The organism is Bradyrhizobium sp. CCBAU 11357, assembly GCF_028128865.1.
GTDB lineage: Bacteria > Pseudomonadota > Alphaproteobacteria > Rhizobiales > Xanthobacteraceae > Bradyrhizobium.
In genome coordinates this window covers 222,300-235,564 of record NZ_LBJW01000111.1, presented here as the reverse complement: position 1 = coordinate 235,564, position 13,265 = coordinate 222,300, and the positions used below count along the sequence as shown (strand labels likewise).

11 protein-coding genes are annotated in these 13,265 nt (G+C 65.4%); 9 read left to right on the top strand and 2 right to left on the bottom strand.

Annotated features, from left to right (window positions below):
- The first annotated feature begins 20 nt into the window (after window positions 1-20).
- Together XI05_RS33170 and XI05_RS33165 are read left to right on the top strand one after the other, a co-directional pair.
- The gene (locus XI05_RS33170) at window positions 21-1,298 is read left to right on the top strand and encodes a DUF892 family protein (protein ID WP_260382007.1); all 1,278 of its coding nucleotides are present in this window, start codon (window positions 21-23) and stop codon (window positions 1,296-1,298) included.
- A gap of 127 nt (window positions 1,299-1,425) precedes the next feature.
- Window positions 1,426-3,048, top strand: a complete 1,623-nt coding sequence (locus XI05_RS33165; protein ID WP_271509817.1) for an ABC transporter substrate-binding protein — start codon at window positions 1,426-1,428, stop codon at window positions 3,046-3,048.
- Here XI05_RS33165 and XI05_RS33160 read toward each other — a convergent pair.
- Entirely contained in the window at window positions 3,045-4,388 is a 1,344-nt protein-coding gene (locus XI05_RS33160) for a glycoside hydrolase family 3 N-terminal domain-containing protein (protein WP_271509813.1), read from the bottom strand. The genes XI05_RS33165 and XI05_RS33160 overlap by 4 nt on opposite strands.
- 188 nt (window positions 4,389-4,576) lie before the next feature.
- Here XI05_RS33160 and XI05_RS33155 point away from each other — a divergent pair, with 188 nt between their 5' ends.
- The 3 genes from XI05_RS33155 to XI05_RS33145 are packed head-to-tail and all read left to right on the top strand — an operon-like array spanning window position 4,577 to window position 8,379.
- Window positions 4,577-6,079 (top strand): DUF4153 domain-containing protein, encoded by a 1,503-nt coding sequence (locus XI05_RS33155; protein ID WP_271509810.1) that lies wholly within the window; start codon window positions 4,577-4,579, stop codon window positions 6,077-6,079.
- Window positions 6,080-6,091: 12 nt separating this feature from the next.
- Window positions 6,092-6,796, top strand: coding sequence for a response regulator transcription factor (locus XI05_RS33150; RefSeq protein ID WP_271509807.1), 705 nt, complete (start codon window positions 6,092-6,094; stop codon window positions 6,794-6,796).
- Complete coding sequence (locus XI05_RS33145) at window positions 6,793-8,379, top strand: ATP-binding protein (RefSeq protein WP_271509804.1); 1,587 nt, start codon at window positions 6,793-6,795, stop codon at window positions 8,377-8,379. Before XI05_RS33150 ends, XI05_RS33145 begins: the two co-directional genes overlap by 4 nt.
- Window positions 8,380-8,461: 82 nt before the next feature.
- On the opposite strand, the gene XI05_RS33140 is transcribed toward XI05_RS33145, so the two are convergent.
- Window positions 8,462-8,602, bottom strand: a complete 141-nt coding sequence (locus XI05_RS33140) for a hypothetical protein (RefSeq protein WP_165935896.1) — start codon at window positions 8,600-8,602, stop codon at window positions 8,462-8,464.
- 79 nt (window positions 8,603-8,681) lie between these two features.
- Between XI05_RS33140 and XI05_RS33135 the strand changes: the two genes are divergently transcribed.
- The 4 genes from XI05_RS33135 (at window position 8,682) to XI05_RS33120 (ending at window position 13,263) form a co-directional block, all read left to right on the top strand.
- Window positions 8,682-9,251: an alpha-ketoglutarate-dependent dioxygenase AlkB gene (locus tag XI05_RS33135; RefSeq protein WP_271509802.1), complete on the top strand. Its 570-nt coding sequence runs from the start codon at window positions 8,682-8,684 to the stop codon at window positions 9,249-9,251.
- A 236-nt stretch (window positions 9,252-9,487) separates the two neighbouring features.
- Complete coding sequence (locus XI05_RS33130; RefSeq protein WP_271509799.1) at window positions 9,488-10,417, top strand: alpha/beta hydrolase; 930 nt, start codon at window positions 9,488-9,490, stop codon at window positions 10,415-10,417.
- 138 nt (window positions 10,418-10,555) lie between these two features.
- Complete coding sequence (locus XI05_RS33125) at window positions 10,556-11,782, top strand: ABC transporter substrate-binding protein (RefSeq protein ID WP_271509797.1); 1,227 nt, start codon at window positions 10,556-10,558, stop codon at window positions 11,780-11,782.
- Window positions 11,783-12,171: 389 nt separating this feature from the next.
- Complete coding sequence (locus XI05_RS33120; RefSeq protein WP_271509794.1) at window positions 12,172-13,263, top strand: enolase C-terminal domain-like protein; 1,092 nt, start codon at window positions 12,172-12,174, stop codon at window positions 13,261-13,263.
- Window positions 13,264-13,265 lie beyond the last annotated feature (2 nt).

Here is a 13,265-nt window from a genome sequence, read left to right as displayed (position 1 = left end):
TCCAGCACGCGAGTCCCTCCATGTATCACCACGTCAAGAAGCTGATGTTCACCGTGCGCGTCGACGAACCCGATCCGCGCTTCGGCAATATGCTCCTCGAGCAGTTCGGCGGCGCCAACGGCGAACTTGCGGCTGCGATGCAATATTCGATTCAAGGACTGAATTGCGAGGATCCCGACCGCAAGGACCTCTTGATGGATATCGGCACCGAAGAGCTCAGCCATCTCGAGGTCGTCGGTTGCCTCGCCCGGATGCATCTTGCGCCCTCGCGGAACGACCGCCAGGCGGCGGAGGCCGATCCGTTGATTGCGATTGCCGGCGGCGGCGGCGTCAATCTGTTCAACTCGCAAGGCAATCCCTGGACCGCCGACTATCTCAAGATCACCGGCGAGCTCGACGTCGATCTCCGCAGCAACATCGCCGCCGAAGCGCGTGCCAAGATCGTCTACGAGCGCCTGATCAATTTCTGCGACGACGCCGGCAGCAAGGACGCGCTGCAATTCCTGATGACGCGCGAGATCACGCATATGAAGGCGTTCGCGCGCGCGCTCGAGAGCCTGTCGAAGCCGGCCTTCAGCATCGGCCGGATCGCCCCGACGCCCGGCCTCGTGAACCAGTACTTCAATGATTCCACCGGCAGCGGTGATCACGGCGAGATCGACACCCGCGGCCCGTGGAACGAAGGCGAGGACTGGGTGTTCACGGAATCGCCTGCGCTTCAGTCCTCCGATCCCGGCGCTGCCCCGTCGATCGTCGCGGAGAGTTCGCCGCCCGTCGACGAGGCCGGCCTGACCGATCTGATGCTCCATGAGCTGCGCGACATCCTCCATGCCGAGAAGCAGCTGACGAAGGCGCTTCCCAAGATGGCGCAGGCCGCCCGATTCGATCAGCTGCGTGAACTGTTCGAGCAGCACCTGGCCGAGACCGAAAATCAGGTCGAGCGCATCAACGAGTGCTTCGAGCTGCTCGGCGAGAACGCTCGTGCCAAGCCTTGCAAGGGCATGATGGGCCTGATCGAGGAAGGCCAGGAGGTCATGAAGGAAGGCGAAGAGAAGGAGGATGCCGCCGCCGACCTCGCGCTGATCTCTGCGGCGCAACGCGTCGAGCATTACGAGATGGCCGGCTATACCACCGCGCGCAACCTCGCGCAGCAGCTGCGTCACAGCGCCATCGTTGCCCTGCTCTCCAAATCCCTCGCCGAGGAAGAGAATGCCGATCTCCTGCTCAACCAGGTCGCGCGATCGCTGATGTCGGTGGCGAAGATGCCCGCCGCGCTGGAGCAGGCCGAACAGACCTAAGCCGATCGCGCAGCGCGTATCCGGTCGAACTCAAGCCGCCTCGCGCCTTCGCGGGGCGGCTTGGCACGTCCTGCCTGTGGCATACACCTTGCCTCTCGATGCCGGACAATCCGGACAGGAGGCACCCTTGAGCATTTCACCCCTCGATTTGAACCGCCGCAGCCTCGTGCTCGGCGGCCTCGGTGTCGCCGGAATGACCGCCATCGCCCCTCACCTCACCTGGGCGCAGGGGCGCGGCGAGACGCTGTTAGTGGTGCAGGAGCTCGGGCCGAACTCGCTGGACATGCAGGGCGTCGGCTCCAACCAGACTGTGAACGGCCTGTCCTGGAATTGCTATGACCGCCTGCTCACCTACGCCTCCAAGACGCTGCCGGACGGCACGTTGTCGTATGACCGCGAGAAGCTCGCGCCCGAGCTCGCCGAGAGCTGGGAGGTCGCGGCCGACGGCATGTCCTGCACCTTCCGCCTGCGGAAGGATGCCAAATTCCACGACGGCTCGCCCGTGACCGCCAAAGACGTCAAATGGTCGTTCGACCGCGCCGTGAAGGTCGGTGGTTTCCCGACCTTCCAGATGTCGGCAGGATCGCTGGAGAAGCCGGAGCAGTTCGTGGTCGTCGACGACCACACTTTCCGCATCGACTATGTCCGCAAGGACAAGATGCTGCTGTTCAACGTCGCCGTCGTCGTGCCCTTCATCATCAATTCCGAGCTCGCCAGGAAGAACGCGACGCCGGAAGACCCGTGGGCGCTGGCCTGGCTGAAGAACAACGAGGCCGGCGGCGGCGCCTACAAGATCGAGAGCTGGAAGCCGGGCAGCGAGACCGTGCTGACGCGCTTCGATGACTGGAAGAGCGGGCCGCTGCCGATGGTGAAGCGCGTGATCGCACGCGACGTTCCTTCCGCCGGCACCCGCCGCGCCATGCTGGAGCGGGGCGATGCTGATATCTCCAGCGGTTTTGCGCCGCGCGATTTCGAGCAGATCATCAAGGAGGGCAAGGTCAAGGTCTCGGGCGTGCCGATCCCGAACGCGCTGTGGTACGTCGCGCTGAACACCGCGAAGCCGCCGTTCGACAATGTCAAGCTGCGCCAGGCGATCGCCTGGGCCATGCCCTACGAGCAGATTCAGACCAGCGCCTTCTTCGGGCGCGCCGTTCCCATGTATGGCGGCGCGGCCGAGGTCTCAAAGCCGGTCTGGCCGCAGCCATTTCCTTACGTCACCGATCTCGACAAGGCCAAGGCTCTGCTGAAGGAAGCAGGCTTCGAATCCGGCCTGGAGACGACGCTGTCGCTCGACACCGGCACCGCCACCGTCGGCGAGCCGGCCGCGATCCTGATCCAGGAGAACCTCGCCAAGATCGGCATCAAGGCTTCGATCGAGAAGATTCCGGGCGCCAACTGGCGCACGACGCTGAACAAGAAGGAGCTGCCGCTTGCACTCAACCGCTTCAGCGGCTGGCTCGACTATCCCGAATATTACTTCTACTGGAATTTCCACGGCAACAACTCGATCTTCAACATCTCCTCCTACAAGAACAAGGAGATGGACGCCTTGATCGACAAGGCGCGCTTCACCACCGATGCCGCGGAATACGACCGGACCGTGAAGGATTTCATCGCGCTGTGTATGCGCGACGTTCCCGTCGTTCCGCTCAACCAGCCGATCCACGACGTTGCCATGCAAAGGGGTGTCTCCGGCTACGAATTCTGGTTTCACCGCGAACCGGACTACCGCCAGTTCGCAAAAGGCTAGTTCCGCCGGGCGACGCTGACGGTGCGTGAGGCAGCTCGCGCCTGCGCCGTCGAAAAGCCGCGCTCCAGGCGCACCGCGCTCGCATGCAGCATCGCCGCATCGAGCCTGCCCTGTCGCGATCCTTGCAGGGCGCAGGCAAAGACCCGGTAGAACTGCGCGCCGTCATAGGCGACCAGCAACAGATCGACGCCGGCATTGATCGCCTCGACCACGGCCTTGCAGACGTCGTTCTGGTAGATTGCGCCCATCACGAGGTCGTCGGTCATCACCGCGCCCTGGTAACCCCATGTGCCGCGAATGATCCCATCGATGACGCGCTTCGAATGCGAGGCGGCGCGATCGGGATCGACGGCGGTGAGCGTGACGTGGCCGACCATGAGCGCGCTGCGCGAATGCGACAGCACCTCGCGGAACGGGAGCCAATCGGTTGCCTCCAGCTCCTTCACCGGCGTGTCGAGCTTGGCGCTGAAATGATGCGTGTCGGTGCGCACACGGCCGATGCCGGGAAAATGCTTGAGCGTGGCGCCGACGCCGGTCTCTTCCAGTCCGCGGACATAGGCGCTGGCAATGGTGCTGACGACGGCGGGATCGGTCGCAATCGCGCGCTGGCCGATCAGCGTGTGGAAATCGAGACGGTTGCGCCGCTGCGGAGGCTTGAGGTCGAGCACCGGGGCGAGATTGAGGTTGACGCCGACCTGGGCAAGCTCGCGGCCGTGAATGCGGCCGAATTCCTCGGCCTTGGCCTGCTGATCGTCGGGGGCGAGCCCCGCCAGCGTCGCCAGCGCCGGCACCTTCGTCAGCGGCGGTGCAAGATGCCCGACGATGCCGCCTTCCTGATCGGCGGCGACGATCAGCGGCGGCAGGCCGGATGCGCGCCTGAGATCCTGGAGCGCCGCGATCTCGGCCCGCAGCGCCTCGATGGTGCGGCCGCGGATATTGTGCCGGGTGACGTAGACGCCGCCGATCAGGCCCTGCTCGGCAAGACGCGCCACCTCGGAAAAAGAGGAATAGCCGACCATGAAGTGGGGCCCGAGCTGCCGCGCCTCGACGGCGCTGGCGCCGAGAACGTCATGCTTGCGCAGCTCGAACGTCAGATGCGCGGCGGACATCAAGACAGGCGGCAAGCACCAGAGCACGACGAGCGCCTTGCCGGCCAAGGTGCGCCAGCGGCCTCTGCGCAGCAAGAGAACGACGATTGCGATGCTTCCGACGACAAGAGCGATGTTTCCGGCGCCGCGCAGCACGAGCAGATACGGATCGTTCTTGTTCGCGGCCAGAAATGCAACGAGCGGCGCGGCGAGCCAGAGCAGGATGAGACCGATGCGGTTGAGCAATTGCATGATGCGCCACTTGCGAAGAGCGATGAATGCTTCGCACCTATCAAAGCACTTCGCGCCGCGCGAGAGCCAAAATCGCGCCTGCACGAAAACTGCAAAAGACTCCTGAAACCGTGCAGACGATGGCCAAAGCTTCTGCGCAAGCGCCGTTCAGAGTTCGTGATGCCACCATTCACGGAGACTCTCTGGACATGACGAGCCTGGTTTCGACGACGACGACGGATATCCAGCCGATCAGGCCTTCTGGGCTGTCGGCCAAGCTTGCAATGGCCCTGCTGCTGGCCGCGCTCGCCGACTGGCTGTTCTACGGCCAGCGGATCGGGGTGTCGCTGACGCTGTTTGCGATCGCGACCGCCTGCGTGTCGGTGCTGTTCAATCATGCGGCCCTGGACTTGCGGCGCGCGGCGATCGGCGGCGCGATCCTCACGCTCGGCGTCGTCCCCGCCGTGGAGGAGCTCAACACGCTGTCCTTCCTGATCCTCGTCGCGTCGCTGACGATTGCGCTGTTGCTTGCGACCAATCCTGATACGACCGAGCTCACCGAACGCGCCCGCACGCTGCGCAATTTTCTCCTGCTCGGCCCCTTCAGGTTCTTCCTCGACGCCCCCCAGGTCTTCAACATGTCGGCGTTCACCCGCGGCGTCGCGCTCTGGCTGATGCCTGCGGCACTCGGCACCGTCTTCGTCGCACTGTTCGCCGCGGCCAATCCTGTGATCGAGCAATGGGTGTCCCTGCTCAATCCCAAGGTCATCCTCGAATATGTCAACACGTGGCGCGTTCTGTTCTGGACCTTGATGCTGGCCCTGGTCTGGCCCTTCATCCATGTGCGCTGGCGGCGCAAGACGATGGTCACCCCCACCGTCGCCGACGGCCCTGTGCCACCGTCGCTGCCGCCCATGGTCTCGGCGGAGTTTCTCGGCCCCTCCACCATCCTGCGCTCGCTGATCCTGTTCAACCTGCTGTTCGCGGCGCAGTCCATTCTCGACGGCATCTATCTCTGGGGTCACGTGGCGCTGCCCGACAACATGACTTATGCGACCTACGCCCATCGCGGCGCCTATCCGCTGATCGTCACCGCCCTGCTCGCTGCTGCCTTCGTGCTGGCGGCAATGCGTCCGGGCGGGCCGGCGGAGAAATCGACGGTGATCCGGCCGCTGGTCTATGTGTGGGTCGGCCAGAACGTACTGCTGGTCGCCTCCTCCATTCTGCGGCTCGATCTCTACGTCGGCATCTACATGCTGACCTACTGGCGCATCGCTGCCTTCATCTGGATGGGCCTTGTGGCGCTAGGGCTGATCCTGATCGTCGCCCGCATCGCGCTCAACCGGTCCAACCGGTGGCTCGTCTGCGCCAACCTGATCGCATTAACGATCGTGCTCTATAGTGTCTCGCTGATGAACTTCGATGCATTCATAGCCGACTATAATCTGAAGCACAGCAGCGAAATGGGAGGGAACGGCGTGAAGATCGATGCCAACTACCTCCTCACGCTCGGGCCGCAGGCGCTGCCTGCGATCGACAAGGTCATTGCGCTTCGCGGCGGCGACTACTGTCTTGCAGGACGTCGCGATCGGCTTGTAGAAAGTCAACGGCACGACCTCGCCTGGCGGGCCTGGGGCGTCCGGAGCTGGCGGCTGCAGCGCCGGCTCGACGCTCAGGTCAAGGTGCAGCCCGGCAATCAGCCGGCGGGGTGAGCGGAGAGTTTCTTGGCGCATCGCATTCTCATCGTCGACGACGAGGGCCATATCCGCGAGGTCATCCGCGTCGCCCTGAAGAAGGCCGGCATGGACGTGATCGAGGCGCGCGACGGCAAGGAGGCGCTTCTCCGCTTTGCCGCCGACAGGCCAGACCTCATCGTGCTCGACATCGGCATGCCCGAGTTCGACGGCCTCGACGTCTGCCGCGAGATCCGCAAAGGCTCCGACGTGCCGATCCTGTTCCTGTCGGCGCGCGATGAGGAGATCGACCGGATCCTCGGCCTTGAGATCGGCGGCGACGATTACGTGACGAAGCCATTCAGCCCGCGCGAGCTGGTGGCGCGGGTCAACGTCATCCTGCGCCGCCTCAGCCCGCGCAATGGCGAGGCCAAGGCCGGGCCCACCGCGCTGGCGCAAGGCGGCCTGCTGATCGATCCCGAGCAGCACGTCGCAACCTTCGCCGGCACGCCGCTGAAGCTGACCGCGATCGAGTTCGGCATCCTGCGCGCATTCCTGACCCGGCCGACATCGGTGTTCAACCGCGAGCAGCTGATGCGCGCGGCCTATCAGCTCAACATCCAGGTCTCCGACCGCACCATCGACAGCCATATCCGCAACATCCGCGCCAAGCTGGCGGCGCTCGCCTGCGACAACGTGATCGAGACGATCCACGGCGTCGGCTTCAAGCTCGGCCGCTGCGAGAAAGAGGCATGAGCGCTGCGCCCGACAAATGGCGGCCCTCGCTCACCCTCGTGATCTTCACGGTGCTGGCGACGGTCGGGATATTGCCGCTGGTCGGCCTGTTCTTCTTCCGCCTCTACGACAACCAGCTGATCCGCCAGACCCAGGCCGAGCTGATCGCCCAGAGCCGCGTGCTGGCGACGATCTATGCGCAGGAGGTCGCGGCCCGGCTCGACGGCGGCCTCGTGCTCGGCGCCGAGGTGCCGCCGGGCGTGCTGCCCGATCCCGGCGACCAGGTCACGCCGATCCGCCCCGCGCTCGACCTCACCGCGAACGACCTCTTGCGGCGGCGGCCCGACGCATTGCCCTCGCCCAAGCCGGCGCAAGCAGCCTATGTCGAGATCGGCGCCAGGTTGACGCCGATCATCCGCGAGACCCAGAAGGTGACATTGGCCGGCTTTCGCATCCTCGATCCCCAGGGCGTGGTGATTGCCGGGCGGCAGGAGGTCGGGCAGTCGCTCGCCCATATCGAGGAGGTCGCGGACGCCCTGCACGGGCAATACCGCGCGACTTTACGCAACCGCGTGCCGGACAAGCCGCCGCCGCCGATCTATTCCTTCAGCCGCGGCCTCGGCGTGCACGTGTTCTCGGCGATGCCCGTGATCGTCAACAACCGCGTCGCCGGGGTGATCTACACGACGCGGACGCCGAGCAACATCTTCGATCACCTCTACCAGGAGCGGGCTAAGTTCGTGCTGGCGGGGTTGGCGGTGATCCTCGGCACGATCGCGATCGGCCTCGTGTTCTCGCGCACCATCACGCTGCCGATGCGCGAGCTGATCGACCGCGCCGCCAGAATCGGCCGCGGCGACCGCGAGGCGTTCCAGCCCCTGAAGCATTACGGCACCCGCGAGTTCGCCCAGCTCTCGCACAGCTTCCTCGGCATGGCCGAGCAGCTGGCGCGGCGCTCCGACTATATCGCGACGTTCTCGGCCCATCTCACCCACGAGCTGAAATCGCCGCTGACCTCGATCAAGGGCGCGGCCGAGCTGCTGCAGGATTCGGTTCAAGGCAAGGCCGAGGGCCTGACGCCGGCCGAGCAGAAGACCTTCATCGCCAACATCCTGTCCGACACCCAGCGGCTGGAGGCGATGGCACAGCGGCTGCGCGAGCTCGCCCGCGCCGAGAGCCTGCCGCAGAACGAGCGCACCGAGCTGGCGCCCGTGATCGCCGATCTCAGGAACCGGTTTCCGGCAAGCGCGATCGAGGCCAGCGGCAGCCTCGACCGGGCGATCGGCATGTCCTCGGAGAAGGCGCTGATCGTGCTGTCGCACATCGCCGACAACGCGGTGCGGCACAAGGCCGGGACGATCAGGCTGGAGGCGGTCGACGCGCGGACGACCGTGCTCGTGACGGTCAGCAATGATGGCGAGCCGATTTCGGCGCCGAACCGCGACAGGATCTTTGATGCGTTCTTCACCACCCGCCGCGACCAGGGCGGCACCGGCATGGGGCTGGCGATCGCGCGCGCGGTGATGGCGAGCCATGGCGGCTCGCTCAGGCTGAAGCCGACCGACGAAGGGGCCGCCTTCGAGCTCCAGTTTCCGGTTGCCTGAGGCGCGATGAGATCATCGCCCCTCAGTTTTTATTTGGGCATGATCTATTCGGAAAACCGCTTCACACTTTTCCGGATCATGCCTAGATCGCAAACACCCAGGCGGCGACGATGGTGCCGATGGTGACGAGACCGGCGATGGTCCAGCCGGCGGCGTATTCCAGCTCAGGATGACCGGTCGCCCGCATGATCTCAACCGGATCGGCGGTATGCTTCTCTGCCATGACAGCCTCGCACGTTTCTTCCCGCGTCATAGATAAGTCGCATCAGCCGCAAAGAGGTTCCATCACGGAAATGCGAGGCATGACGCAGCTAGGTTTGTTCGCCGACCCGCAGGAAGGCCCGGCCGGCCTTCGCTACACGGACGATTTTATCGATCGTGCCACCGAGCAGGATCTGATCGGCCGCATCGCAGCATTGCCGCTCCAGCGCTTTCAGTTCGGCGCCTTCGAGGGCAACCGCCGGGTGGCGTCGTTCGGCTATCGCTACGACTACACGCTGCAGCTTCTAGCCGAGGCCGATCCGGTCCCGGACTGGGTGCGGCCGGTCGCGCGCCAGGTCGAGGCCTGGGCGGGGCTGCCGGAGGACAGCGTCCGGCAGGTGCTGTGCACCGAATACGAGGTCGGCGTCGGCATCGGCTGGCATCGCGACAAGCCGCATTTCGACAAGGTGCTCGGCCTGTCGCTGGGCTCGCCTTGCGCTTTCCGCTTCCGCCGGCGCAGGGGCAAGAAGTGGGAGCGCCACACGCTCGCGACCCTGCCGCGCTCGCTCTACATGATGGACGGCGAGGCGCGGTCGCAATGGGAGCACAGCATCCCGCCGGTCGCGGCGCGGCGCTATTCCATCACCTTCCGGACGATGAAGCGGGCCTGACGGGCCGTCCAAAACAAAAACTGCGAAAACAACCCCATGCACAGTAGAACGCCAGACCTGGCGCGAGCCTCGGCGGCGCCGGACAACGGCTTGACGGATCGGGATAAAACGGCGGCTGCGCGCGGTGTCGGCCAAGGCGCCGCGAATTCGCCTCAAGGCCGGCTGACTAATGAGACGAATTGAAAAGACGGGCCATATCTGCGAGCCAAGATGAGTCCCGCAAGGCCGCCACACCCATGAAGAATTATCTGACATTTTTCCTGTTTCTGACCATGGCCTCGGCCTCCGCGCACGGACCCGTGCCGGGCCGGCTGCCGCCGCCCTCCGATCTCGTGCAAGTGGGCCTCACCGATTCCGACACCACCGCCGGCGGCACCGCGCGGCTGTGCGAGCAGGTGACCTTCTCGCGCGGCCTGCGCTATGGCGAGAGCGAGGCCAACGTGCTCGATGTCGCGGCCAGCGCGACCAAGGCCGATACGCCGCGGCCGGTGCTGGTGTTCGTGGCGGGTGACACCTTCACCGGCGACCGCGGTGCGCCGGAGCTGTCGCGCCAGATCCAGGATCAGGCCATGTGCTTTGCCGCGCGCAACGGCATGATCGGGGTCCGGGTCAATTATCGCCTGGCGCCCGCGGCGACCTGGCCGGCCGGCGCGTCCGATGTGGCCGCGGCGCTGTCCTGGGTTCATGGCAATATCGACCTCTTCAACGGCGACGCCCGCGAAATCGTCGCGGTCGGCTACGGCGCCGGCGCCTTCCACGTCGCCACCCTGCTGGCGCATCCGGAGCTGCAGACCGCCGGCGCCGACGTCGCCGGCGTGGTGCTGGTGTCCGGGGTCTACCGAGCCGGCAAGGACGCCAGCGACAGCGAGAAGGCCTATCTCGGCGGCGATGCCACCCAGTACGACAAGCGCTCGGTGTTCCCCGGTATCCTCAATGTCGACGTGCCGATCGTGCTGGCTTGGGCCGCGGACGATTCCGCCGGCCTCGTGGCGCAGGGCGAGACCCTGAAGAAGACGCTGTGCGGCGCCGGCCATTGCCCGCGCAGCACGCTGCTGCGCAACCGTGACGGCATCGCGAGCGCCTTCGGCCTCGATGGCTCCGGCGACAGCCTCGCCGAGCCGACGCTGCTGCTGGTGCGTCAGCTCGAGGCGCGCGGGTTGCCGTAACGCGTTGCGGCAACACGCCTGCCGCTTTCATCGAAGCGCGCTCCCAGCCACACGATTGCCAAACGCTTGATCTAGATCAAGCGGCCTTGGTGGGGATTGAGCCGACCTCGTTTGGGGGCCAACCACAGGGCATCGAACATGCGCGTCATCGGCAGGATGCTGTTCGTTTCCGTGATTGCAGTTGCATCGCTGGGCGCGATGTCGCAGCAGCCGCACTTGGATCAACCCGCAAGCGACCAGGAGATCCGCATCGGCAATGTCATGCCGTATTCGGGACCGCTGTCGGAATTCGGCGCGATCGGCCAGGCGGAAGCGGCGTATTTCGACATGGTCAACGCGCGCGGCGGCATCAACGGCCGCAAGATCCGCTTCATCACCCGCGACGACAATTCCGATCCGGCGACCGCGCTGGAGCTGACGCGCAAGCTGGTCGAGACGGACGGCGTGCACCTGATGTTCGGCTCGTTCGGCACGCCCGGCAATGTCGCCACGCGCCGGTACCTGAACGAGAAGAAGATCCCGCAGCTGTTCGTTGCCACCGGCGACGAGGAGCTGAGCCAGCCGAGCGCGTTTCCCTGGACCATGGGCTGGCAGCCTTCGTTCCGGTCTGAGGGGCGCATCTATGCCAACTACATCCAGGCCTATTACCCCAGAAAGAAGATCGTCGTGCTCTGGCAGAACGACCAGTTCGGGCGCATACTGTACAAGGGGATTCAGGAGGGCCTGGGCGATCTCAACCGCCACGTTCTCGTCGACATCGCCTTCGACCTTGCCGATGAGCATCTCGACGGGCACGTCTCGATCCTCAAGCGCGCCGGCGCCGATATCTTCGTCTTCCTCGGCGTGCCCTCGACCGCTTCCAAGGTGATCAAGCTGGCAGCGTCGATGAATTGGCGCCCGGTCTTCATCGTCAACGATGCCTCCGCCTCGATCGCCAATGCGATGGCGCCCGCGGGGCTGGAGAATTCCGCCGGCGTGATCGCGGCGGCCTTCCTGAAGGATCCGAGCGATCCGGCCTGGAAGAACGATCCCGCCATGAAGGACTGGTTCGCCTTCATGGACAAATACCATCAGGTCGAAAGCACCAACAACAGTGCGGCCGTCTATGGCTATGCCGCGGCCGAGGCGCTGACGCAGGTGCTGAAGCAATGCGGCGACGATTTTTCGCGCGAGAACGTCATGCGCCAGGCGGCCTCGCTCAGGGACGTTAATCCCTCCCTGGCGTTGCCCAACATCCGGATGAGCACCTCGCCGAATAATTATCTGCCGATCAGGCAGATGCGGCTGGTGCAGTTCGACGGCCGGTCGTGGCAGCCGTTCGGGGACGTGATCGAGACGGCATTCACGGAAGGCGCGGCAAGATGAGGTGACTCTGACCCTCCCTGGAGGGGCAGTGCTGTCGCATTTGAGCGCTTTTCCGTGCGGCCATCCTTCGAGACGCCCGCTTTAGGCGGGCTCCTCAGGATGAGGACGGAGTGCGCGGAAGCAGTTTCAACTCGCACTGACGCCAAATAGCCTCATCCTGAGGAGGCGCGTAAGCGCCGTCTCGAAGGACGAGGCGTGCGCACAGGCCGCCGCCGCGAGTCACATGCGATGGCCCTGCGGGGTAAGACAACCCTCACGCCGGCTTCAGCGAGGCCAGCGCGTCTCCAGCAGAGAGCGCACGCGCAGTGGGTCGAGAGAGGAGCCTTTTCGTTTGATCACGGATGCTTAAGATCGGCAGCGACCTGCAGCCGCTCCGCCGGGAGAGACCCATGACCGAGACCATCCGCATCAAGCGCTTTGTCGCACGCCCCGTGATCGTGCCGATGAACCTGCCGCTCCAGACCTCGACCGGGGCGGTCGCCAAGGCGCCGCTGGTGCTGATCGACTGCGAGACCGACCACGGCGCTATAGGCCATGCCTATCTGTTCTCGATCACGCCCTCGGCCCTGAAGCCGCTGACGGCGATGGTCACGGAAATGTCAGACCTCGTCGCCGGCGACGAGCTGCTGCCGTTCGAGATCGAGCGCAAGCTGAGCCAGCGCTTCACGCTGCTGGGCCTCGCCGGCCTGCAGCGGCTGGCGCAATCCGGCATCGACATGGCGGCATGGGACGCGCTGGCGCGCACACGCGGCCTGCCGCTGGCGCGCCTGCTCGGCGGCGCACCGAAGCCGGTGCGCGCCTACAATTCGAAGGGCCTCGGCATCATGCCGGCGGGCGCGGCGGTGGAGGAAGCCCACAAGCTGCTGGCCGAGGGGTTTCACGCCGCCAAGATCCGCGTCGGCCGGAGCGATGCGCGGGAGGATCTCGCCGTCGTGCGCGCGGTGCGCAAGGCCGTCGGCGACGAGGTCACGCTGATGTGCGACTACAACCAGGCGCTGACGGTCACCGAAGCGATCCGCCGCGGTGAGATGCTCGACGACGAGGGCCTCACCTGGATCGAGGAGCCGATCCGCCACGACGATTATGAGGGCAATGCCCGCATCGCCGACGCGCTGCAGACGCCGGTCCAGATCGGCGAGAACTTTGACAGCGCGTTTTCCATGCAGAGCGCCCTCGCCGCGGAGGCCTGCGACTACGTGATGCCTGACGTGCAGCGCATCGGTGGCGTCACCGGCTGGCTGCGGGCCGCATCGCTCGCCCATGCGGCCGGCATCGAGATGTCGACGCACCTGTTCTCGGAGATCAGCGCGCATCTGCTCTGCGTGACGCCATCAGCGCATTGGCTGGAATATGTCGACTGGGCCGATGCGGTGCTGGCAACGCGGCTGCAGATCAAGGACGGCTTTGCGCTGCCGAGCGAGGAGCCCGGCAACGGGATCGCCTGGGACGAGGCGGCGGTCGCCAAATATCTCGTCAAATAGAA